This is a genomic window from Phyllobacterium phragmitis (genome assembly GCF_002980495.1).
Lineage (GTDB): Bacteria > Pseudomonadota > Alphaproteobacteria > Rhizobiales > Rhizobiaceae > Paramesorhizobium > Paramesorhizobium phragmitis.
Genome location: NZ_PVBR01000001.1, coordinates 44,243 through 67,320 on the forward strand (window position 1 = coordinate 44,243; position 23,078 = coordinate 67,320).

17 protein-coding genes, 1 tRNA gene and 2 pseudogenes are annotated in these 23,078 nt (G+C 63.2%); 16 read left to right on the forward strand and 4 right to left on the reverse strand.

Features of this window, described 5'->3' with window-relative positions; all coding sequences use genetic code 11:
• The first annotated feature begins 2 nt into the window (after positions 1-2).
• The 3 genes from efeO (C5748_RS00230) to efeO (C5748_RS00240) all read left to right on the forward strand — a co-directional run bounded on the left by efeO (C5748_RS00230) (position 3) and on the right by efeO (C5748_RS00240) (position 3,439).
• A complete protein-coding gene (gene efeO, locus C5748_RS00230; RefSeq protein WP_245428694.1) occupies positions 3-1,217 on the forward strand; it encodes an iron uptake system protein EfeO in 1,215 nt (404 codons plus the stop codon).
• Positions 1,217-2,533: an iron uptake transporter deferrochelatase/peroxidase subunit gene (gene efeB, locus C5748_RS00235; protein WP_105739940.1), complete on the forward strand. Its 1,317-nt coding sequence runs from the start codon at positions 1,217-1,219 to the stop codon at positions 2,531-2,533. The genes efeO (C5748_RS00230) and efeB overlap by 1 nt, the downstream gene beginning before the upstream one ends.
• An 84-nt stretch (positions 2,534-2,617) precedes the next feature.
• Complete coding sequence (gene efeO, locus C5748_RS00240) at positions 2,618-3,439, forward strand: iron uptake system protein EfeO (RefSeq protein ID WP_105739941.1); 822 nt, start codon at positions 2,618-2,620, stop codon at positions 3,437-3,439.
• Positions 3,440-3,510: 71 nt separating this feature from the next.
• On the opposite strand, the gene C5748_RS00245 is transcribed toward efeO (C5748_RS00240), so the two are convergent.
• Positions 3,511-3,939 carry an Lrp/AsnC family transcriptional regulator gene (locus tag C5748_RS00245; protein ID WP_105739942.1) on the reverse strand — a complete coding sequence of 143 codons (429 nt, stop codon included), beginning with the start codon at positions 3,937-3,939 and terminating at the stop codon, positions 3,511-3,513.
• Positions 3,940-4,058: 119 nt separating this feature from the next.
• Here C5748_RS00245 and C5748_RS00250 point away from each other — a divergent pair, with 119 nt between their 5' ends.
• From C5748_RS00250 to C5748_RS00265, 4 genes and pseudogenes are all read left to right on the forward strand, one after another.
• The gene (locus C5748_RS00250) at positions 4,059-5,186 is read left to right on the forward strand and encodes a saccharopine dehydrogenase family protein (RefSeq protein WP_105739943.1); all 1,128 of its coding nucleotides are present in this window, start codon (positions 4,059-4,061) and stop codon (positions 5,184-5,186) included.
• Between the two features lie 93 nt (positions 5,187-5,279).
• Complete coding sequence (locus tag C5748_RS00255; protein ID WP_105739944.1) at positions 5,280-6,521, forward strand: NAD(P)/FAD-dependent oxidoreductase; 1,242 nt, start codon at positions 5,280-5,282, stop codon at positions 6,519-6,521.
• A 321-nt stretch (positions 6,522-6,842) separates the two neighbouring features.
• Positions 6,843-6,929: pseudogene (locus C5748_RS00260) on the forward strand (LysE family translocator); the annotation flags it as partial.
• Positions 6,930-7,330: 401 nt separating this feature from the next.
• Positions 7,331-8,374 carry an aldo/keto reductase gene (locus C5748_RS00265; RefSeq protein WP_105739945.1) on the forward strand — a complete coding sequence of 348 codons (1,044 nt, stop codon included), beginning with the start codon at positions 7,331-7,333 and terminating at the stop codon, positions 8,372-8,374.
• A 106-nt stretch (positions 8,375-8,480) separates the two neighbouring features.
• On the opposite strand, the gene selD is transcribed toward C5748_RS00265, so the two are convergent.
• Both selD and C5748_RS00275 read right to left on the reverse strand, forming a co-directional pair.
• Positions 8,481-9,542, reverse strand: coding sequence for a selenide, water dikinase SelD (gene selD, locus C5748_RS00270; protein ID WP_105739946.1), 1,062 nt, complete (start codon positions 9,540-9,542; stop codon positions 8,481-8,483).
• Between the two features lie 16 nt (positions 9,543-9,558).
• Complete coding sequence (locus tag C5748_RS00275; protein WP_105740266.1) at positions 9,559-10,650, reverse strand: transglutaminase-like domain-containing protein; 1,092 nt, start codon at positions 10,648-10,650, stop codon at positions 9,559-9,561.
• A gap of 546 nt (positions 10,651-11,196) precedes the next feature.
• On the opposite strand from C5748_RS00275, the gene fdnG reads away from it, so the two are divergent.
• The 9 genes and pseudogenes from fdnG to C5748_RS00325 all read left to right on the forward strand — a co-directional run bounded on the left by fdnG (position 11,197) and on the right by C5748_RS00325 (position 21,519).
• Entirely contained in the window at positions 11,197-14,283 is a 3,087-nt protein-coding gene (gene fdnG / locus C5748_RS00285; protein ID WP_146119454.1) for a formate dehydrogenase-N subunit alpha, read from the forward strand.
• 12 nt (positions 14,284-14,295) lie between these two features.
• A complete protein-coding gene (fdxH, locus tag C5748_RS00290) occupies positions 14,296-15,243 on the forward strand; it encodes a formate dehydrogenase subunit beta (protein WP_105739949.1) in 948 nt (315 codons plus the stop codon).
• Positions 15,233-15,976, forward strand: a complete 744-nt coding sequence (locus tag C5748_RS00295) for a formate dehydrogenase subunit gamma (RefSeq protein ID WP_105739950.1) — start codon at positions 15,233-15,235, stop codon at positions 15,974-15,976. Before fdxH ends, C5748_RS00295 begins: the two co-directional genes overlap by 11 nt.
• 52 nt (positions 15,977-16,028) lie before the next feature.
• Positions 16,029-16,946 carry a formate dehydrogenase accessory protein FdhE gene (gene fdhE, locus C5748_RS00300; protein ID WP_105739951.1) on the forward strand — a complete coding sequence of 306 codons (918 nt, stop codon included), beginning with the start codon at positions 16,029-16,031 and terminating at the stop codon, positions 16,944-16,946.
• Between the two features lie 15 nt (positions 16,947-16,961).
• Complete coding sequence (selA, locus tag C5748_RS00305; RefSeq protein WP_105739952.1) at positions 16,962-18,386, forward strand: L-seryl-tRNA(Sec) selenium transferase; 1,425 nt, start codon at positions 16,962-16,964, stop codon at positions 18,384-18,386.
• A pseudogene (selB, locus tag C5748_RS00310) lies at positions 18,383-20,227 on the forward strand (selenocysteine-specific translation elongation factor); the annotation flags it as partial. The gene selA and the pseudogene selB, both read left to right, overlap by 4 nt.
• Before the next feature lie 126 nt (positions 20,228-20,353).
• Positions 20,354-20,449 (forward strand) — tRNA-Sec (locus C5748_RS00315).
• Positions 20,450-20,481: 32 nt separating this feature from the next.
• On the forward strand, positions 20,482-20,955 hold the full coding sequence (locus C5748_RS00320) for a hypothetical protein (protein ID WP_105739953.1): 474 nt from the start codon (positions 20,482-20,484) through the stop codon (positions 20,953-20,955).
• A 129-nt stretch (positions 20,956-21,084) separates the two neighbouring features.
• Complete coding sequence (locus tag C5748_RS00325) at positions 21,085-21,519, forward strand: hypothetical protein (RefSeq protein ID WP_105739954.1); 435 nt, start codon at positions 21,085-21,087, stop codon at positions 21,517-21,519.
• A gap of 73 nt (positions 21,520-21,592) precedes the next feature.
• On the opposite strand, the gene C5748_RS00330 is transcribed toward C5748_RS00325, so the two are convergent.
• Positions 21,593-23,056 carry a M81 family metallopeptidase gene (locus tag C5748_RS00330; RefSeq protein ID WP_105739955.1) on the reverse strand — a complete coding sequence of 488 codons (1,464 nt, stop codon included), beginning with the start codon at positions 23,054-23,056 and terminating at the stop codon, positions 21,593-21,595.
• Between the last annotated feature and the right edge of the window lie 22 nt (positions 23,057-23,078).

Here is a 23,078-nt window from a genome sequence, read left to right on the forward strand (position 1 = left end):
GAATGTCCCCGGAAACATCCAAAGACAAGATCGACCCCACATCAGGCGATCCAATGCCGCGCCTCATTATCCGGGTCGGTTTGGGGGCGGCAGCCCTGTTATTGCTCGGCGCGGGCATTGCCTTCTATTACGCCTCGCAGTTCTCCAACCAGGCGCATCGCGACGCTGCCGGTAACGCCACCGTCGTCACCATCACCGGCCGGAACTGCGATCCCAACGAACTGACGGTGCCCGCCGGCCGCGCCGCATTCCTGATCGTCAACAAATCCGACCGCGCCGTCGAATGGGAAATCCTCGATGGCGTCATGGTGGTCGAGGAGCGCGAGAACATCGCGCCCGGCTTCAGCCAGACGCTGAATGCGCGGCTGGAACCGGGCGAATACCAGATCACCTGCGGTCTTCTCAGCAATCCGCGCGGCAAGCTCATCGTCACGCCGTCGGCTGCCGCATCAGCCGACGCGGCCCGCCCGCAACTCACCGCCTTCATCGGCGCGCTGGCCGAATACAAGCTCTTCCTCGCCGCCGGGACCAACGATCTGGTGCAGGCGACGGGTGATCTCGCCGATGCGGTCAAATCGGGCAATCTCGATGAGGCGAAGCGGCTTTATGAGCCGGCGCGCGCCGCCTATGCGCGCATTGCGCCGGTATCGGAGGTCTTCTCCGATCTCGATACGGCGATCGACGCCCGCGCCGATTATTTCGAGAAGCGCGAGGCCGATCCGGCCTTCGGCGGTCTGCACCGTCTCGAATACGGCCTGTTTGCCGAAAACAGCACGCAAGGCCTCGCACCCGTCGCCGACAAGCTCGTCGCCGATGTCGCGACATTGCAGGGCCGCATTCATGATTTGCGCGTCCCGCCGGAAAAGATGATCGGCGGCGCGGCCTCGCTGGTGAGCCGTTTCGCAACCGAAGGGGCAGGGCAGGAAGAAGACCGCTATGCCCATACCGATCTGGCATCCTTCTCCGCCAATCTCGTCGGCGTGCGCAAGATCGTCGATCTCATGCGCCCTGTGGCGCTGAAGGCCAATGGCGGTCTGATGGGCACGATCGACAATGATTTCGCGGCCATCGGCAAAACGATGGATGCGTATAGGCAAGGCGATGGGTTCATCGCCTATGACAAACTCGGCGAAGGCGACAAGGCTGCCCTGAAGAAACAGGCAGCCCAACTCGCCGCCGACCTCGAAAAGCTGCGTGACAGTCTGGGACTAAGCTGATGCAAGACGACAGGAAATCTCGCGACACGAATGCGCCCGCTTCTCCAGCCCGGCGCAAGCTGCTCCTCGGCGCCGGTGCCGGCGCGATGGCCGCTGCCGGGGGAATGGTGCCGCAGGGCGCGGCGGCGCTCTCCAATGACAGCGTGACCAACGCGCCGGAAAGCGGCACGACGCAGGACCGCCAGCCTTTTTACGGCCTGCATCAGCCAGGCATCGTCACGCCGCGGCCGGCCGCCGGCATGGTTGCCTCGTTCGATATCCTGTCGCGCGACCGGGCCGAGCTGGAACAATTGCTGCGCACGCTGACCGACCGCATCGCCTTTCTCATGCAGGGCGGCAGGGCGCCGGAGCTCGATCCGAAATTTCCGCCGCCCGATTCCGGCATTCTCGGGCCTGAGATCATTCCCGACAATCTGACGGTGACGGCGGCGCTCGGCGCCTCGCTGTTCGATGACCGTTTCGGCCTGAAGCCGCTGAAGCCGCTGCGTCTCAGCCGCATGCAAGGCTCTCCCAACGATGCGCTGGAAAAGGATCTCTGCCATGGCGATCTCCTGCTCCAGTTCTCCTCCAACACGCCCGATACCAACATTCATGCGCTGCGCGATATCGTCAAGAACGCGCCCGGCCAGTTGCTCTTGCGCTGGAAGCAGGAGGGTTCGGTGCCGGTCCAGCCTCCGGAAAAGGTCAAGGAGAGTGCGCGCAATTTCCTCGGCTTCCGCGACGGCTCGGCCAATCCCGATCCCGCCGACGAGGCCCTGATGAACCGTATCGTCTGGGTGCAGCCGGACAGCGACGAGCCGGCCTGGGCGGCGCATGGCAGCTATCAGGTGGCGCGCATCATCCGCAATTTCGTCGAGCGCTGGGACCGCACGCCCCTGCAGGAGCAGGAGGCGATCATCGGCCGCAAGAAGGCGAGCGGTGCCCCCTTCGACGGCCGGACGGAAGCCGACGTGCCGGATTATGCCGCCGATCCCGAGGGCAAGGTGACGCCGCTCGATGCGCATATCCGTCTCGCCAACCGGCGCGATGCGGATGCTGAAAAGCACCTGATGCTGCGCCGGCCGTTCAACTATTCCAACGGCATCAGCAAATCCGGCCAGCTTGAGATGGGCCTGCTGTTCATCGCCTTCCAGGCCGATCTGGAAAAGGGCTTCATCACCGTCCAGAAGCGGCTCGATGGCGAACCGCTGGAAGAATACATCAAGCCGATCGGCGGCGGCTTCTTCTTCGCGCTGCCGGGCGTCAGGAATGAAAAGGATTTTCTCGGTCGCGCGCTTCTCGAAGCAAGCGGGCCGCAGAACGCACGCAAAGCATAATCCCGAAAAGTTGCAGACTTTTCGGATAAGATTATGCGTAAAAACAAATGGTTAATTCACCAAAACACTGGAGAGGGATATCACATGAAAATTCGCCTGCTCATCTCGGTCAGCGCGCTTGCGCTCGCAACCGCCTTCGGACCGGCCCGCGCGGAAGTCTCGCCGCTCGATCTCGTCCAGCCGATCGCCGACTACAAGCTCTATGTCCAGGAGAACCTCGATATCCTGGTCAAGGACACCAAGGCCTTCACCGACGCCATCAAGGCTGGCGATCTCGAAAAGGCCAAGGCGCTCTACGCGCCTTCGCGCATGCCCTATGAAAAGATCGAACCGATCGCCGAACTCTTCTCCGATCTCGACACCGCGATCGACTCGCGCGCCGATGATCACGAGGCGGCCGAGAAATCGGAGGATTTCATCGGCTTCCACCGCCTTGAATACGGCCTCTTCGCCCAGAATACCACCGAGGGTCTCGCCCCCATCGCCGACAAGCTCTATGCCGATGTGCTGGAACTGCAAAAGCGCGTGACGGATCTGACCGTTCCGCCGGAAAAGGTGGTCGGCGGCGCAGCCGCCCTCATGGAGGAAGTCGCCGCCAGCAAGATCTCCGGCGAGGAGGACCGCTACAGCCACACCGATCTCTGGGACTTCCAGGCCAATGTCGATGGCGCGCAGAAGATCGTCGAACTGGTCAAGCCGCTCGTCGAGAAGGAAAACCCTGATCTGGTCACGAAGGTGGAAGCCAATTTCGCCACCGTCGACGGCATTCTCGCCAAGTACAAGACGCCCGATGGCTTCGAGACCTATGACAAGCTGACCGACGACGACCGCAAGGCGCTGGCCGGTCCCGTGACGACGCTCGCCGAGGATCTGTCGACCCTGCGCGGCACGCTGGGGCTGAATTAAGGGAGTAGGGGAATAAGGGAATATGTTTTTACTGCAAACATACTCCCCTACTCACTTATTCCCCTAATTCCTCATCTCTCGATCCGCGTCGACAAAATGATCGACGACATCGTCCGTTCGACGCCTTCCAGCGCGCCGATGGCGTCCAGCACCGCGTCGAGCTCGCGGATCGAGGGCGCCTCGACGATGGCGATCATGTCGAAATTACCGCTGACGGAATGCAGCGTTCTGACCGCCATCATGCCGCGCAGCGCGCTTTCCACCCTGGGTGCGAGCTTCGGCAGCGCCGTCACCAGCACATGCGCCTTGACCAGATTGCGCTCATGCTCCGGCGCAAGCCTCACCGTATAGCCCTCTATGACGCCGCGGCGCTCCAGCCTTTCGATGCGGCTTTGCACGGTGGTGCGCGACACGCCGAGCTTGCGGGCGAGCTCCGCGGTCGAGGCGCGTGCATTCTCGCGCAGCAGGGCCAGAAGCTGATGATCGGCGTCGGTCGTCATAATGCCATATATATACGTCGTTTCGCTTGGATGATAGCGTTATATCGTCATATCAAAGGCTTCTATCCGACGACAAAACCGGCGAATCTATGCATCGGCTTAATCATAGAGGGTACGCCATGAAAGAGATCGTCATCGTCGGGGCAGGAAAGATCGGAGCGACCATCGCGGACCTCCTGGCGTCTCCTGAGACGTCCAGCCTGGCTACAACAGGGGATTATTCCGTCACCGTCATCGATCGCGCGCAGCCGCAACTCGATGCGCTGGAGGCAGGCAGCTCGGTCAAGACGCAATGCGTCGACATCGAGGATGAAGCCGCGCTGAAGGCGGTACTCCAGGGCAAGTTCGCCGTGCTCAGCGCCGCACCGTTTCATCTCACCACGCGCATCGCGGAAGCGGCGGCCGCCGCCGGCGTCCACTATCTCGATCTGACCGAGGATGTCGCCAGCACCCGCCGCGTCAGGGAATTGGCTGCCACCGCCAAGACCGCCTTCATCCCCCAATGCGGCCTTGCGCCGGGCTTCATCTCCATCGTCGCCAACGATCTGGCCTCGCGTTTCGATGCGCTGGATAGCGTGCGCATGCGCGTCGGCGCGTTGCCGCAATATCCCTCCAACGCGCTCAATTACAATCTGACCTGGAGCACCGACGGCGTCATCAATGAATATTGCGAGCCCTGCGAGGCCATCGTCGAGGGCGAACTGGTCGAGGTGCCGCCACTTGAGGAGCGCGAGGAATTCTCGCTCGACGGCGTGACCTACGAGGCGTTCAACACCTCGGGCGGGCTCGGCACGCTATGCGAGACGCTGAAGGGCAAGGTGCGCACACTCAACTACCGCACCATCCGCTATCCCGGTCACGCCGCGATCATGAAGGCGCTGCTCAACGATCTCGGCCTGCGCCATCGCCGCGACGTGCTGAAGGATATTCTGGAGAACGCACTGCCGGCGACGCTTCAGGATGTCGTCGTCATCTTCGTCACGGTCAGCGGCCGCAGGAATGGCCGCCTCATGCAGGAAACCTATGCCAATAAGGTCTATAGCCGCCGCGTCGGAACCATGACCCGCAGCGCCATCCAAATCACCACGGCCTCCGCCATCTGTGCTGTGCTCGACATGCTGGCCAATGGCGATCTCCCGCAAAAGGGCTTTATCAGGCAGGAGGAAATCACGCTCGACGCCTTCCTGGCAAACCGCTTCGGCGCCGCCTATGCTCAGGCCGACGCGGCGGGCCGGCTGGTCGCATAATAGCGGTTGGAGCCAAGCCGGTTTAGGCTATAAGAAACGCGCCGCATCTCCTGCGGCGCGTTTCATCTTGGGCAACTTCCGGTCACGGTTTTCATGCGCGCAGACATCATCGTTCTCGGAGCCGGCATCATCGGCGTTTCCACCGCCCTGCACCTGCAGGCGCGCGGCCGTTCGGTCTGCCTCATCGACAGGGGTGAACCTGGAGAAGGCACCAGCTACGGCAATGCCGGCCTGATCGAGCGCTCGAGCGTCATTCCCTATTCCTTCCCGCGCCAGTTCTCCGCGGTGGCGAAATACGCGCTGAACCGCTCGTCGGCCATGCGCTACGATCCGCTCTATCTCCCGAAGATCGCGCCCTGGCTTTTCCGCTATTGGCGCGAATCCTCGCCCGAGCGTCTGGCGATCGCAGCGCGTGCCATGCTGCCGCTGGTCGAGGCGAGCGTTCGGGAACATGATATTTTCGTGCAGCAGGCCGGATGCGGTGATTTGATCCGCGGACGCGGCTGGGTCGAAACCTACCGTTCGCAATCCGGCCTCGATAACGCCATTGCCGAATTGCCGGATATCGAGCCCTACGGCCTGCGTTTCGAGGTGCTGGACAAAGCGAAAATCCACGCGCTGGAGCCGGATTTCGGCGATGCGGTGCAGGGCGGCATTCACTGGCTCGACCCGAAATCGGTCATCGACCCGGCTGGTCTGGTCAAAGCCTATGCCGGGCTTTTCGAGGGGAGGGGAGGCAGGTTCGCCAAGGGCGACGCCGCGACCCTGCGGCAGGACGGGCGCGACTGGACGGTGGAGACTTCGGATGGCCCGGTTTCGGCAAGTGACGTGGTCGTGGCGCTCGGGCCGCAATCGCCTATGATTTTCAAGGGGTTCGGCTATCGCATACCGCTCGCCATCAAGCGCGGCTATCACATGCATTACGCGGCGGAGGAGGGGACTGAACTCCGCCATTCGCTGGTCGATGCGGAGGCCGGATATGTGCTTTCCCCGATGGCGCAAGGCATCAGGCTGACCACAGGCATCGAGTTCGCCTCGCCGGCGGCGCCTGCAAATACCATCCAGCTCGACAGGGCGGAGCATTTCGCGCGCCGGATCATACCGCTCGGCGCCAGGCTTGATCCCAAACCCTGGCTCGGGCTTCGCCCCTGCCTGCCCGATATGCGCCCCGTCATCGGCGCCGCACCTGGACATGACGGCCTCTGGTTCAATTTCGGCCATGCGCATCACGGCCTGACAATCGGACCGGCTTCCGGCCGGCTGCTCGCCGAATTGATGACGGATGAAGAGCCCTTCGTCGATCCCAAGCCTTATGCGGCGTCGCGCTTTCGCTGAAATTATGGTGGCTGCACCGTTCTCGCCAGCGGTTCGGCCAGGCAACCCCCCTCCGGCCTCCTGAGCTTGTCGAAGGGCGGCCACCTCCCCCTTGAGGGCAGGGCCTATCTCACATGGAGTTGGTGCGGCGGCGCCATCTCTTCCTTCTCCCCTTGTGGGAGAAGGTGGCCCGAAGGGCCGGATGAGGGGTGGCGAGCAAGCCGCCTCGATGGCGGCGCGGCGAGCGAATATGCGCGGCATCTACCCCTCATCCGACCGCGCTTACGCTCGGCCACCTTCTCCCACAAGGGGAGAAGGACGGTTGAGAGCAAATTTAGCCATATGCGGCTGACGTCGCTGATCGTCGTCGTGTCACCGGGAACCGGCGTTCTCTACACGCTTGCCGCAGGCCTTTCGCGTGGCGCTCGTCCGCAACCACGTCATTTCGCGCCCACGCGGGCTCGCCCGGATGCGCCGCACCTTCGTTGCGCTTCGCGCGAAGCCCGCTTTTGCCGACCGCTGGAGTGGCTCCCAATTTAATGGAATCGCCTGGCCTTACATCATCCTGCACGGCCGAAACTGTGGAGATGCCTCACCGAGGCCGCTGTTGCGACGGTTGGAATAGGGTGATTGCCGCCGTAAAGATTGAAGAATGCCTGGACGCATGGTTTCCACCTGAAAGTGAACGGCTCCCGGCTCGAAGCACACGGAAAATTTCCGCGAAAGGCTCGCATCTTCGGCTGGGGGCGTTAAAGTGCGCCTCATTGAATCCCTCCATGGAAGCCTCCCGCTTCGCGATCCACCTTGAACTATAAGACTGGACTTCATCAGTGAAACTGAAACCGCTTGGCCGTACCGGCATCAACGTCACCGAAATCTGCCTGGGCACCATGACCTGGGGCGTGCAGAACACCGAAGCCGAGGCGCATGCGCAGCTCGATTACGCCACCGGCGCCGGCGTCAATTTCATCGACACGGCGGAGGGCTACGCCATCCCGATGAGTGCGGAAAGCTATGGCAAGACCGAGACCTATATCGGCAATTGGCTCAAGACGTCAGGCCAGCGCGACAAGCTCGTGCTCGCCACCAAGATCGCCGGCGGTGGCGAGCAGGGCTGGATCCGCGGCGGCAGCGCGCCGGGCCGGGAGACGGTGCGCGCGGCTGTCGAAGGCAGCCTGAAGCGCCTGCAAACCGATTATATCGATCTCTACCAGATCCATTGGCCGGCCCGCCGGCATTATCATTTCGGCCGCTCGTGGGCTTATGATCCCGCGGGGACCGACAGGACGGCGGTTCTTGCCAACATCCAGGAGGTGCTCGAAAGCCTCGATGCGCTGGTGAAGGAAGGCAAGATCCGCCATGTCGGCCTCTCCAACGAGACCGCATGGGGCATCATGCAATGGCTGCGCCTTGCCGAGGAAAAAGGCCTGCCGCGCGTCGCCTCGATCCAGAATGAATATGGCCTGCTGCAGCGCCATTTCGATCTCGACATGGCGGAGGTGAGTCAGCACGAGCAGGTCGGGCTCTTGGCCTATTCGACATTGGCGGCAGGCTTGCTGACCGGAAAATATCTCTCAGGCGAGATCCCGGCGGGTTCGCGCGGCGATGTCATGGGTGAGGGCTTCTGGCGCAAGAACAAGCATTCCGAGCCGGTGGTGAGGATCTATGTCGATCTCGCCCGCAGGCATGGGATCACGCCTGCCGAACTCGGTATCGCCTTCAGCCTGTCGCGGCCGTTCCTCACATCGGTGATCATCGGCGCAACGACGCTTGAGCAGTTGAAGGCGGATATCGGCGCGGCCGAGATCGAGCTTTCCACGGATCTGCTGGCCGAGATCGCCGCGATCCACCGCATGCATCCGCGCCCGCTTTAAAGCGGGCTGATGGGTAGGTTGGCGCTTCTGCACACCCCCCTCTGGCCGCCCTTCGACAAGCTCAGGAGGCCAGAGGGGGGTGTGCAGAAGCGCCAGCATTTCCCTATCAGGGCGTAACCCGCACGCCGGGCTCGCCTTCCTCCACCGTCCCGATAATCCGCGCTGCCGGATACCCCGCAGCGATAATCCTCCCGAGCAGCTCTTCCGCCCGGCCACCATCGCATGAGACGAGCAGGCCGCCGGATGTCTGGGGGTCGGTGAGGATGTGACGCCGCCATGCCGGAAGACCGTCTGGCAGGGCGATATCGGCGCTGTAGCTCGCCCAATTGCGGTGGGATGCGCCGGTCACGAAATCTTTTTGGGCGAGTTCGGCGGCTTGGGAAAAGACGGCCATATCGTCCGCGCGCAGCCATATCCGCACGTTCGATCCCCGCGCCATCTCCAGCGCATGGCCGAGAATGCCGAAGCCGGTGACGTCCGTCATCGCATGCACATCCGCATCGAGCGCCAGTTCGGCGCCGATGCTGTTGAGGAGGGTCGTCGAAGCGATGAACTCGGCATAGGCATCCGCCGGCAACATGCCTTTCCTGAAGGCCGCGGAATAGATCCCGACGCCGAGCGCCTTTGTCAGGATCAGCGCATCGCCGTCCCTGGCAGCGCTGTTGCGCCGCAGGCTGGCGGTCGGGCAGGTGGCGATCACCGCCAGGCCGTAGATCGGTTCGGGGGAATCGATCGAGTGGCCTCCGGCAACGGGAATGCCGGCCTCAGCACAGATCGTGCTTCCGCCTTTCAGGATGTCGCGCACCGTTTCCGCCGGCATCTTGTCGATCGGCATGCCCAATATGGCAAGCGCCATGATCGGCCTGCCGCCCATGGCGTAGACGTCGGAAATCGCGTTGGTCGCCGCGATCCGGCCGAAATCGAAGGGATCGTCGACCACGGGCATGAAGAAATCCGTCGTCGCGATGACGCAGGTTTCGCCGTCGAGCTGCCAGACGGCGGCATCATCGCCGGTTTCGGTGCCGACCAGAAGCCGGGCAAACGGTCCGGCAACCGGTTGATCCTGGAGCAATTGCTGCAGGACCGAGGGGGCCAGCTTGCAGCCGCAACCGCCGCCATGCGCCAATGCCGTCAGACGGAAGGAAGGGGATGAAACAGGACTGTCCATGATGGCTCCCACCCGATCACGCGGTGATTTCGCGCGCCTGGATCGTGTATTTGAAATTTTCCGGATCGAGGCAATCCAGCCTGACCGAAGCGACTTCCGCTTGCGGATACATCAAAAAGCCAAGCATCGGTCCCTCTGCACCGGGAAGCGCCACGTCGCGGGCGTCATTATAGGCTATCCAATTGCCTTCCCAGGCGCCGAACAGCGCCTCGCGCGCCGCCGCCACCTTGGGATGATCGGCATGAAGCCCGCCCTCTGCTTCCTCGAGCATGACTTTGCGAACATCGGCGGGATCGACGGGAACCCAGCCGAAGCCGGACAGATGGATCTCGGCGCGGCAATGCTGCGCCTTGGTAACGGTTGCATCCTTCGCTCCAAGGCTCCTGTAGCCGAATTGCGACGGCGCCACCCGCAAGCCGTAGAGATCGCGCGCCGGAATGCCCGCGGCGCGCGCCAGCCCGACATAAAGCGCGTTCAGATCGGCGCATTTGCCGCCGAGATCGCCGCTTGCAAGCATGGCTGCGACATCGCCGGAGCCACAGCCGCGGGTGGACGCCTTGCGATAGGTATGGGCGACCACCCAATCATAGATCAGCTTTGCCTTTTCGATCTCGCCCGTGGCGCTGCCGACGATCCGGTCGGATAACGCCTTGACGATGCCGTCGACCGGCACCAGCCGGCTTCCCGCCAGATATCGGGCGCGTTCGTCGGCGGAAAGCGCTGCGGCGTTGGTCGGTCGGGAAAGATCGATGGCGCGATCGCGCGTGGCGACGCGGCTGACGATCTCGACGGCGGGCGTCGTATCGCCTTCATCCCATTCGACCAGCAGCATGTCGGCATCGCTGGCGGGATGGCGCACGAAGCCGGCGGTGGCCGCGTTGGTCGTCCAGGTGTTTGTCTCCGGCCGGTTCCAGTCGTCGGCGCTGAAACTGGGCAGCGGAACCCATGCGCGACCTACCCCCGAAAGCGTGATACGGGTCACGATCTCAAAGCGTCGCCATTCGCTAGGCCTTGGGGCAAAGCCGGGATTTGCCAGGGCCATTTGCGGCATTGCCGCCGCCGCCGAGACAACGGCCCCCATTGTCAGAAATGCGCGACGATCGAGCATGATTCCCTCCTGATCGGATTTGAGGATGGCAGCGGCAATGTCGGCCGCACGGACCGCCGGCGCTCCAGCCTTGCCGTGAATGATGTCTGAACATTGCAGGAAAAGAGGCGGGCACAATCCGGGAATATCCGCCATTTTGGGTGGCGAGATGCGGAAGCCCGGCAAAGACGGCCCCGAAACTCGGGAGCGACAATTAAGCCCACGCAGCCATTATTGTCCGTTTGGGACCGGACGTCAATTTGCGATCGTCCGCGTTCTCGTATTCGCCAAGAGGAAGTGCAGCAACGGCAGGCGGAATCCGGCGGCGCCAAGATGCGCCGGAATAAACTGTTATGTCTTTATCGACGTTTATTAGCAGTAACTCCGAAATAACTTAAGTTGATAATTATAGTCATGTTTTCAACGTCTTATTGATTTGACAACGGGGCGTGGAGGCGTAAGATTTCATTTGAAAAGCCGATAGCTTGGGTCTCTTCTTGCAGAAGACATACTGAATCTCCGGCATGCCCGTTGGGTACCGCCGGCCTTTTGGGGAGGTATCATGACATGAACATGGAACTCTCGCGGCGCCAGTTCCTCGGAGCGGCCGGCGCGGGTGTTGCGGGCACGGCGCTTGGCGCCTTTGGTTTTGGCGATATCGAGGCGGCGCATGCCGAAGCGATCCGCGCCTTCAAGCTGGTCAACACCACCGAAACCCGCAATACCTGTCCTTATTGTTCCGTCGCATGCGGCGTCATCATGTATTCGAAGGGTGATCTGAAGAAGGGCGAACAGGCCGAGATCATCCACATCGAGGGCGACACCGATCACCCGACCAATCGCGGAACGCTCTGCCCGAAGGGCGCGGCGCTGCTCGATTTCGTCAAGTCCGAGACGCGGCTGAAATATCCCATGCTGCGCAAGCCCGGCTCCGACAGGTTCGAGCGTGTCGGCTGGGACGAAGCGATCGGCCGCATCGCCCGGCTGATGAAGGATGACCGCGACGCCAATTTCATCCAGACGAATGGTGACGGCGTGACTGTCAACCGCTGGACGACGGCGGGTTTCCTCGCGGCCTCGGCAACCACGAACGAAACCGCGTGGGAGACCTACAAGGTCGTGCGCAGCACGGGCATGGTGGCCTTCGACAATCAGGCACGCGTTTGACACGGCCCCACGGTAGCCAGTTTGGCTCCAACTTTCGGCCGCGGCGCAATGACCAATTCGTGGACGGATATCAAGAATACCGACCTCGTCGTCATCATGGGCGGCAATGCCGCCGAAGCGCATCCCTGCGGGTTCAAATGGGTCACTGAGGCGAAGGCCAACCGTGGCGCCAGGCTGATCGTCGTCGATCCGCGCTTTACCCGTTCGGCCTCGGTGGCGGATTTCTATGCCCCGATCCGGCAGGGCACGGATATCGCCTTCCTGCTCGGCGTGATGAAATATTGCATCGGCAACGACAAGGTGCAGTGGGAGTATGTCAGGGCGTTCACCAATGCCGGCTACATCATCAAGGACGGCTTCGAATACAAGGACGGCCTGTTCACCGGCTATGACGAGGCCAAGCGCGACTATGACAAGTCGAGCTGGGAATACGTCATCGGTGATGATGGCTATGCCGTCGTCGACGATACGCTGACGCATCCGCGCTGCGTGTGGAACCTGCTGAAGCAGCATATCGCCGTCTATACGCCCGAGATGGTGGAGCGCATCTGCGGCACGCCGAAGGAGAAGTTCCTGAAGGTGGCCGAGATGATTGCCGAGTGCTCGTCGCCGACCAAGGCGATGACCTCCATGTATGCACTCGGCTGGACCCAGCACTCCAAGGGTTCGCAGAACATCCGCTCGATGGCGATGCTGCAGCTCATCCTCGGCAATATCGGCATCCGTGGCGGCGGCATGAATGCGCTGCGCGGCCACTCCAACATCCAGGGCCTCACCGACCTTGGCCTGATGTCGAACCTGCTCCCCGGATATCTGACGCTGGCGACCGAGAAGGAGGTCGATTTCAACAGCTACATGTCGACACGCGGCTTCAAGCCGCTGCGGCCCAACCAGATGAGCTATTGGCAGAACTACAGGAAGTTCTTCGTCAGCTTCCAGAAATCGATGTGGGGTGCCTCGGCAACGCCGGAAAATGATTTTGCCTATGACTGGCTGCCCAAGCTCGATGTGCCCAGCTACGACGTGCTGCGCGCATTCGAGCTCATGCACCAGGGCAAGATGAACGGCTATATCTGCCAGGGGTTCAATCCGCTGCTTGCCGCCCCGAACCGGGCAAAGCTCACCGCCTCGCTGTCGAAGCTCAAATACCTCGTCACCATGGATCCGCTCGATACCGAGACGGCGCGGTTCTGGGAAAATCACGGTGAGTTCAACGATGTCGATCCCGCGCAGATCCAGACCGAGGTCATCCAGCTGCCCTCCACCTGCTTCGCCGAAGACGAGGGCTCGCTCACCAATTCAGGGCGCTGGCTGCAGTGGCACTGGCCCGGCGGCACGCCGCCCGGCGAGGCGAAGACCGACAATTGGATCATGGCGCAGATCCATCTGCGCCTGAAGGAACTCTACCGCCAGGAGGGCGGAACCTTTCCCGATCCGATCGTCAATCTCGAATGGGACTATGCCGATCCGGGCGAGCCGACCGCGGAAGAACTTGCCAAGGAGATCAACGGCAAGGCGCTCGCCACCGTCTACGATACCGCCGATCCGGCCAAGGTGCTGGCCGAGACGGGCAAGCTGGTGCCGAGCTTCGCGGCATTGCGCGATGACGGCTCGACGGCCTGCGGCTGCTGGATCTATTCCGGCTGCTTCAACGAGGACGGCAACAACATGGCCAGGCGCGATACGTCGGATCCCGACCAGACCGGCGCCTATCTCAAATGGGCGTTCTCATGGCCGGTCAACCGCCGCATCCTCTATAACCGGGCATCGGCGGATCTGAGCGGCAAGCCCTGGGATCCGAGCCGCAAGCTGATCGAGTGGGACGGGCAGAAATGGTCGGGCTATGACGTGCCGGATATCGCGCCGACGGCCAACCCCGAGGAGGTCGGCCCGTTCATCATGAACCCGGAAGGCGTCTCGCGTCTCTTCACCCGCGGCATGATGCGCGACGGACCGTTCCCGGCTCACTACGAACCGTTCGAATCGCCGCTTGCCAATCTCGTTGCCCCGAAGGTGCGCGGCAATCCGGCGGCAAGGGTGTTCGCGGATGATTTCGCGCAGTTTGCCGAGCCCGCTTCGCAGGAGTTCCCCTATGCGGCGACATCCTATCGCCTGACCGAACACTTCCACTATTGGACCAAGCATGTCTGGGTCAATGCCGTGCTGCAGCCTGAATTTTTCGTCGAGATTTCGGAGGAACTGGCGAAGGAGAAAGGCATCACCGGCGGCGGCTGGGTGCGGGTGTGGTCGAAACGCGGATCGGTCAGGGCCAAGGCGGTGGTGACCAAGCGGATCAAACCGCTGATCTGCGACGGCAAACCCGTTCACGTCGTGGGCATACCGCTGCATTGGGGCTTCACCGGCACGGCGATAAAGGGCTTCGGCCCGAATTCGCTCACCCCCTTCGTCGGAGACGCCAATATCGAGACGCCTGAATACAAGGCGTTCCTGGTCAATATCGAGCCCACCACCGGGCCGGTGGCATAGGAGACGGCAGCCATGTTCCCGCCTGTTCCAAATCCCACCCTCCCGCCCGAAGCGCCGAGATTCGGCGAAAAGGACCTGATTCGGCGGTCGGCGTCGACGGTGACGCCGCCCGCCGAGCGGCAGACCGAGGTGGCGAAGCTCATCGATGTCTCCAAATGCATCGGCTGCAAGGCGTGCCAGTCGGCCTGCATCGAGTGGAACGATACCCGTCCGGCGATGGAGACCAACACCGGAAGCTACGAGAATCCGCATGACCTGACGCCTGATATGTTCACGCTGATGCGCTTCACCGAGTGGGAAAACCCCGAGACGGAAAATCTCGAATGGCTGATCCGCAAGGATGGCTGCATGCATTGCGAGGATCCGGGCTGTCTCAAGGCCTGTCCCGCGCCCGGCGCCATCGTGCAATATTCCAATGGTATCGTCGATTTTGTCCACGAGAACTGCATCGGCTGCGGCTATTGCATCAAGGGCTGCCCGTTCAATATTCCGCGCATCTCGGCCGTGGACCACACGGCGTATAAATGCACGCTGTGCTCGGACCGTGTTGCCGTCGGCCAGGGGCCGGCCTGTGCCAAGGCCTGCCCGACCCAGGCGATCGTCTGGGGAACCAAGGACGAGATGAAGGACTGGGCCGCCGACCGTATCGACGATCTGAAGTCGCGCGGCTTCGAGAATGCCGGCCTGTACGATCCGCCCGGCGTCGGCGGCACCCATGTCATGTATGTGCTGCAACACGCCGATCAGCCGGAGATCTACGCCGATCTGCCGAAAAATCCGCGGATCAGCCCGATCGTCGAGGCCTGGAAGGGCGTCACCAAATATGCCGGCCTTGCCGTGATGGGCATCGCCGCCGCGACCGGCCTTGTGCATTATCTGGTCGCCGGGCCGAACCGCGTTTCGCCAGAGGATGAAGAGGCGGCCGAAAAGCTCACAGGAGAGCCCCCTCATGAGCACTGATGTCGATTATGATGTGGAGAAGACCGACGGCGTCCATCCGGGAAAGCCTGTCGTGGTCGATCGCTATACGCCATGGGCACGGGTCAATCATTGGATCACCGCCGCAAGCCTCGTGCTGCTGGCGCTCTCCGGCCTTGCGATGTTCCACCCGAGCCTGTTCTTCCTGTCCGGCCTGTTCGGCGGGGGCCAGTTCACACGCTTCATCCATCCCTGGATCGGCGTCCTGCTGTTTTTCAGCTTTCTCGGCCTGTTTCTGCGTTTCTGGACGGCCAATCTCTGGAAGCGGGACGACAGCAACTGGCTTGCGCATGGCCGCGACGTCCTGGCCGGCCATGAGGAGCGCGCGCCCGAGGTCGGCAAATACAATGCCGGCCAGAAGCTGGTGTTCTGGTCGATGTCGATCTTGATCATCGTGCTGATAGCGACCGGCCTGGTGATCTGGGACCAGTATTTCTCGGCATATACCACCATCGGGCAGAAGCGGTGGGCCGTGTTGCTGCATGCGATCGCCGCGGTCGTGATCATCAATGTCTGGATCATTCATGTCTATTCAGCCATCTGGGTACGCGGTACCATACGGGCGATGACGCGCGGCTCGGTGACCGGCGGATGGGCTTGGCGGCATCATCGCAAATGGCTGCGCGAGCTGGTGGCCGGATCGCCCGCAAGATCGACGCCAAAATCGACGCCAAAATCGACGAATGAGAAATCGGGGAGGACGCCCGCCGAATAAATTGGGCGTCAGGATCGGTCCACGTGGCCCGGCGGGTTCGTGAGGGAGTGTTATGAGCAGAAAAACTGCGGTTGCGCCGGATCCAACGGCGATTGGAAATGTCTCATCACCACCCTTTGTGCGTCTTCCCGATCCCGCTTCGCTGTTTTCTGTCAGATCGGCGCGTTTCCGGCAATTGGCGGGCACTGGCGAGCTTGCGCCCTATCTGAATTTCCTGGCGCAGCTAAACGATGCCCAGCATGGCATCCTGGCTGATCTGCCGCCTGCCGAAGCGCCCGATGCCGAGGCGCTGGCGCGTGCGCACGCCTTCGAAATGCCGCCGCTCGACCGCAATGCGATAGAGGGCGACAGCGCGCTCGAAATCACATTCGATCGGCTGTTTGCAGCCGCCGATGCCATTGACAAGCCGCGCGCCGCCGCTAAGGCGCTTGCGCGTGTGGCGAGTGCCGATCCGGCGCAACGCCTCGCCATGGCGAGGACGCTCTTCACCAGCACATTGCCCGGCGATGCGATCGCCGAGCACATCTTCATCTGGGCCGGCCTCCAGGTGCATTTCACCGGGCTTGCGTCGGCGCTCGACGCGGCAGGGGTGAAGCCGGTCGCCGATGGCGTCTGTCCCGCTTGCGGCGGCGCGCCGGCATCCTCGATGGTCGTCGGCTGGCACGGTTCGCATGGCGCGCGCTTCTGTTCGTGCTCGCTTTGCGGCACATTATGGCACTATGTCCGCATCAAATGCGTGCTGTGCGGCTCCACCAAGGGGATCGGCTATCAGGAGATCGAGGGCCATGGCGGGTTCGTCAAGGCGGAGACCTGCGACACATGCCATGGCTGGTCGAAGATCTTCTATCAGGACAAGGCGCCGGGGCTCGATCCGGTTGCCGACGACGTGGCGAGCCTCGGCCTCGATCTCCTGATGCGCGACGGCCCCTATCGCCGTGGCGGGTTCGCCCCGCTTCTGGCGGGCTTTTAGGCGGGGAGGCGTGACATGGACGCCAAGTTCAGCCTGCGCGACATTCCCTCGATGGATCAACTGCTGAAATCGGCCTCCATCGTCGGGGCCATGCAACGCTTCGGCAGGCCCGCCGTCACCGATGCCCTGCGGGCAGCCCTTGCTGCGATCCGTGACGAGGTGCGCCAGGGCGGCCGCATTCCTACCGAGGACGCCATTGCGGATGCCGCTCTGGCCAGGCTTGACGCAGACGCCCATTCGACGCTTCGGCCCCTGTTCAACCTGACCGGCACGGTGCTGCATACCAATCTCGGCCGCGCCATACTTGCCGATGCGGCGGTCGAGGCCGCCACGGCGGCGATGCGCGAGGCCGTGGCGCTCGAATTCGATCTGGAAAGCGGCACGCGCGGCGAGCGCGACGATCATCTGCGCGCGCTGGTCTGCGAACTGACGGGGGCCGAGGACGCGACCGTCGTCAACAACAACGCCGCAGCGGTCCTTCTGGTGTTGAACAGCCTGGCGGCGGGCAGGGAGGCGATCGTCTCCCGCGGTGAACTGATCGAGATCGGCGGCGCTTTCCGCATGCCCGATATCATGGCTCGCGCCGGCGTCCGGCTCGTCGAGATCGGCACCACCAACCGCACCCATGCCAGGGATTACAGCAATGCCATCGGCCCCGACACCGGGCTGATCCTGAAGGTCCACACCTCCAATTACCGCATCGAGGGCTTCACCTGCGAGGTCGAGGCGCGTGACCTGGCCGCCATCGCCGGCGGCAAGGGCGTGCCGCTGGTCAATGATCTCGGCTCCGGCACATTGGCCGACCTTGCCCGCTTCGGGATGGCGCACGAACCGACCGTGCGCGAGGCAGTCGGCGAGGGTGCGGATATCGTCACCTTTTCCGGCGACAAGCTCCTCGGCGGCCCGCAGGCGGGGTTCATCGTCGGGCGCAGGACATGGATCGAAAAGATCAACGGGAACCCGATGAAGCGGGCGCTGCGGGTCGACAAGATTCGCCTTGCCGCGCTGGAGGCGACGCTGCGGCTTTATCGCGATCCGGACCGCCTGAGCCAGCGCCTGCCCACCATGCGGCTGCTCGCCCGCCCGCCCGCCGAGATCGAGGCGCAGGCGCAAAGGCTGGCGCCTGTCGTGCAACGGGCATTGAAGGGCGCTTTCACCGTTTCGGTCGTCGCCTGCGAAAGCCAGATCGGCTCCGGCGCCTTGCCGCTCGCCACCGTGCCGAGCGCCGGGCTGGCCATGACGCCCGCCGACGGCAGCGGCAGCGCGCCCGGACGGCTGGCGGCGGCGCTCCGGCACCTGCAAAAGCCGGTCATCGGCCGCATCGAACGCGGATCGCTGCTGCTGGACCTGCGTTGCCTCGAAGACGAGGCCGGTTTCGCCGCCAATTTCACGCCTGTTTATATCGAGGCGAAAGATTCGACGGAGGCCGAAGAACCATGATCGTCGGGACCGCCGGGCATATCGATCATGGCAAGACATCGCTTGTCCAGGCGCTGACCGGCGTCGATACGGACCGGTTGAAGGAGGAAAAATCCCGCGGCATCTCGATCGATCTCGGCTTCGCCTACATGCCGGCGGGCGAGGCCGGCATCATCGGGTTCATCGATGTGCCGGGGCACGAGAAATTCATCCACACCATGCTTGCCGGCGCCAGCGGCATCGATTTCGTCCTTCTGGTGGTGGCCGCCGATGACGGTGTGATGCCGCAGACGCGCGAGCATCTCGCCATCGTCGATCTGCTGGGCGTGCAACGCGGCATCGTCGCCATCACCAAGGCCGATCTCGCAGGCGAAGACCGCCTGGCCGAGGTGGAAGCCGAAATCCGCAACGCACTTGCCGGCACGACCCTCAGCGAGGCCCCCATGATAGCGGTTTCGACCGTATCGGGCCAAGGCGTCGCGGCGTTGCGCAACGAAATCAACGACGCCGCCGAGAGCCTGACGCAGCGCCGGGCGGCAGGCCGGTTCCGCCTGGCGGTGGACCGTTCCTTCACCATCCAGGGGGCGGGCACCATCGTCACCGGGACGGTGCTTTCGGGCGAGGTGGCGGTCGATGATCATGTGACCGTCAGCCCCTCGGGCCTCGCCGCCCGCATCCGTTCGATCCACACCCAGAACAGACCAAGCCGCAACGGCCGCGCCGGTGACCGCTGCGCGTTCAATCTTGTCGGCCCCGGCGTGACCAAGGCAGCCATCAATCGCGGCGACATGGTGCTCGACCAGAGCCTGCACGCGCCGACGAGCCGCATCGACGCGACATTGCGGGTGCTCGGCTCCGAGCCCAGGCCGATCGGCCACTGGTTCCCGGTCAGGCTTCACCATGCATCGGCCGAGATCGGCGCCCGCATCGTCCTTCTGGCCGATGAACCGGTGGCGCCCGGATTGGAGGCGCGGGTGCAACTCGTGCTCGACCGGCCGATCGCCGCGGCAATGGGCGATCGCTACGTCATTCGCGATACATCGGCCCGGCGTACGATCGGCGGCGGCCGATTGCTCGATCTGCGCGCCCCCGGCCGCAAGCGCCGCACGCCGCAGCGCATGGCACAGCTCGACGCGCACGCAATCGTCGACCCGCTGCATGCGGTCGAAGCCTTGCTTGCCGTGCCGCCGTTTTATCTCGACATGACAGCGTTTGCCCGCGACAGGGCCATGGCGGCAGCCGATGCGGACATCATCATGGAAACGCTGGGCGCGGTGCGGCTGCCGCTCGACGCAACATTCCTGGCCATGTCGGCGCAGCGCTGGACGAAATTCCAGAACGATTTGCTGGAAAGGCTCGAGACATTCCATGCGGACAATCAGGACCTGCTGGGCATGGGCGTGGAACGGCTGCGGACAGGGCTCGAACCGCGTCTGCCGGTGCCGGCCTTCCGCGCCGCCCTGCAGCGTCTGGTCGCGGCAGGCGAGATCGTCCTGGACGGAGCCTGGGTGCGCCTCACCGGTCATCAGGCGACGATGGCGCCGGCGGATGAGCGCCTCTGGAACGAAATCGAGCCATTGCTGGGTGGTGGGCCGGGCGATTTTGAGCGCTTCCGTCCGCCGCGCGTCCGCGACATCGCCCGATTGCTCGCGGCGCCGGAGCCGCAGGTGCGCCGGCTGCTGAAGCTGGCCAGCCGCATGGGCAAGGTGCATGAGGTGGCGCACGACCACTTCTTCCTGCGCCGAACGGTGGCGGAGATGGTGGCGATCATCGCCGGGATCGGCGCTGCCGCGGATGCCGACTGGTTCACCGCGGCGCAATTTCGCGACCGCGTCGAAAACGGCCGCAAGGTTGCGATCCAGATCCTCGATTTCTTCGACCGCAACAGCGTCACGCTGCGGCGCGGCGATCTTCGCCGCGTCAACCGCAGCCGTCTGGACCTGTTCGGCGATTTCGCCAATAGTGTTGCTTCAAGCGATATGGTTTCTGGAGGAGATGCGTCCCCGGTGGGGCGTCCGGACTTCAAATCCGGGAGGGGCCGAGAGACGGTCTTTGGTGGGTTCGACTCCCACTCTCTTCCGCCATTGCCCGGCCAGGCCGGTTCGGGAGGTGCGCGATGACGACCACTCCAGGCTATATCGAGGAATTGCGCCTGGCCGCCGATGAAGCACGCGCGGCGGAAGCCGCTTACCGGCGGGAAGCGGCTGCCCGGATCGTCATGCTGGAACGTGAGCGCGCCTTCGCCTTTCGCCGGATGAACCTGATGAAGCTCGTCGCCGAAGCCGCAAAGCCGCGGTTCGATGACGATAGCGATACGGCTGAAGCCAGCGGCGAGGAAATCGCCGTGGCGCGCGCCCTTGCCGCCTTGCGCGCGAAACTCGGCTGGCTGTCGGACAGTGAGGCGCGCGACGCGACATTCGCCCGTTTCGCGCCCGTGGCCGCCGCGCTCTATCGGGCATCGAATGGTGATGCAGCGGACGTTGCGCAGGAACTTTCCGGGTTCGAAACCTGGTACGAGACGACGCACGGCATCTCGTTCTGGACGCTTTTCGAAAACCCGATGCCGGACACCCCGCGCGTCGATTTTTAGGGCGGTTCCCATTGTGATGGGGTCATTGGATTTTCAATCATTCCGCACCGCCGGGACGATAGGACCTTCGCAATTGGCGGAACCAAATGCAGCCGCGGAAGTTGAAGAACGCGAGACAGAGAGGCGACGATGAAGAATTTCGAGGTACGGATACGTCCCAAGACCGACGGCCCGGATGCGCATATCGATGGCTATACCGTCGAATTCGGCGAAGAGGGCGGGGCGTCCGTGTCCGTCACGCTGCCCGATCTGTTGGGCAGCGACTTTCAATCCGGCAACCTGATGCAAAGAGCGGACGTTCTGGTCAACAGGGCAAAAGCGCTGATGCGGGAGGTTCTGGAGGCGACGGGAGAAGGCGAGGTCTGGACCAATGAGCTACGGCCGAACGTACCCGATCCGGGCGACCATGCATCAAACGCCTCGGAGCAGCCGCCCGAACAACCGCCCGAACAACCGGTTGAACAACCCGATGGCCCGCCGATTTCCTCAAGCCAGTCGGAACCCGAACTCGATGATGCGCCCACCGTCAGGGTGAAGGGCGAGGGGCTGATACGCCCTGATTGACCGAAGCTTTCGCCCTCTCCGTCGCACCGCGCTGCAGAATGGCTCTTCAGCGCTAACCGACAACCGCTCAAGCCTACATCTCCTCCCCATGCGGGTTTCCGACGATCGGCCAGATCGGCCTGGTGAGCTTGGTATAGCCATTGGTGCGCGGATCGCTTGGATAGGGACCCTCGACTTCGGCATAAAGCACGTCCGAGGCGATCGGCGCGAAGGCGCCGTAGAAATGATTGGTCGATTTGACGATCAGTATCGTTTTCGAAAGCGGATCGATCCCGAGATTGGAAAAAAGGTCGGGTGAGAAAGCCTGCGCCCGGTTCGAGTTCAGCACGATTTCAACGCCGCCGACGCGAATGGCGGCAGCGTCGCCGAGCGGCACGATGCTGTCGCCGAAGCTCTGAAATGCGTTTTCCACCGTCTCCAGGATTTCCACTTCCGCATCGATCGGCTCGCCGGCCACGGCGGACGTTTTGCCGCCGAAGCGCAATTGCAGGTGCGCGCCCTTGCCGGCGGCATGGCAGAGGCGGACGGCCATCGGATCCCACAGCGGTCCGACCGCAACCCTTTCAAGGCCCATATCGAGGGCAAGGCGGGTCATGACAGTCGAATCGCCCGGTACGCCGCCGCCCGGATTGTCCCAGACATCGGCGATCACCACCGGCCCTTTCGCAAGGGCGGCTGCGCGGACGAGCGCTTCGCGAGGCGGCAGAAATTCCGGACGGGCACGGCCTCGAAAGGAAAAGACTTCCATGCCCAATTGCCGCGCCAGCCGCTCGCCCGCTTGCTTGCGATCATCTGTGATGACGACGATCTTGGCGCCGAGATCGGCGACATCGGCGGCCATGAAGCCGTGGATGAGCGAGATCGACAGGATGCCGTCCTTGCCTTCCAGGCCCCGCATCCGGTCGACGAAGCCGCGCATCGGCTGGCGGCTGGTCGGCAGCACGTCCATCATGCGGATATCGAAGACCGACATGACGGGCTTGATCTCGCCTCGCGCCATGCGAAGGGTCAGGTCGGCGCAGGCCTCGCCAGCCTCGACGAAATCCGTATGCGGAAATTCCTTGAAGACGGTCAAGACGTCGAGATTGGCGACACGCCTGGGCGTCAGATGGCTGTGCGGATCGAAGGAGGCGCCGATAACGGCCTTGGGGCCGGCGATCCGCCGCGCCGCCTCCAGCAATTCGCCTTCGCAATCGTCGGTGCCGTCAGCCACCATGGCGCCGTGCAGGCCGAACACGACCGCATCGACGGGGAGCGCCGCACGCAATTGATCGAGCACTTCGTCGCGAAGCCGCGCCCAGGTTCTGGCGTTGACCAGCCCGCCGGGCTCGGCCCAGGTCGCGGTGCCCTCGATGAGGTCGATTTCGCCGCGCCGCGCCCGCTTGCGCAGCGCCGGAAAGACCGCGCTGCAAAGCGTCGGCGTTTCCGGGTGCTGTCCGGGAGGGGCGTAGAAGCTCTGCTGGAATTCCGTGAAATCGGTGCGTAGCGGGGCAAACGTGTTGGTTTCGGTGGCAATCGAGGCGCAGAAAACGCGCATATCAGTTCTTTCCGGGGATTGA